The sequence below is a fragment of the Gilvimarinus sp. 1_MG-2023 genome, assembly GCF_030548285.1.
Map to the genome: position 1 here is coordinate 1 of NZ_JAUOSC010001160.1, position 263 is coordinate 263.

Consider the following 263-nt stretch of genomic DNA (forward strand, 5'->3'; position numbering starts at 1 on the left):
TTCCTGCCCCTTATTACCACCAACTGCGCCGTTCTGGGCGTCGCCTTGCTGAACATCAAACGCGATAACAGTCTGGTTGAATCCATCCTTTATGGCTTTGGCGCTGCGGTTGGCTTCTCTCTGGTTATGGTGCTGTTTGCCGCCATGCGTGAACGTATTGCGGTCGCGGATGTACCCAAACCTTTTCAGGGATCGGCCATTGCCATGGTCACCGCCGGTTTGATGTCACTGGCATTTATGGGATTCACCGGCCTGGTCAGCAT

At 54.4% G+C, this 263-nt stretch carries 1 protein-coding gene; it reads left to right on the forward strand.

The window, feature by feature from the left end; all coding sequences use genetic code 11:
• On the forward strand, positions 1 to 263 hold a 263-nt coding region (locus tag Q4563_RS20505; protein WP_303605826.1), incomplete at both ends, for an Rnf-Nqr domain containing protein.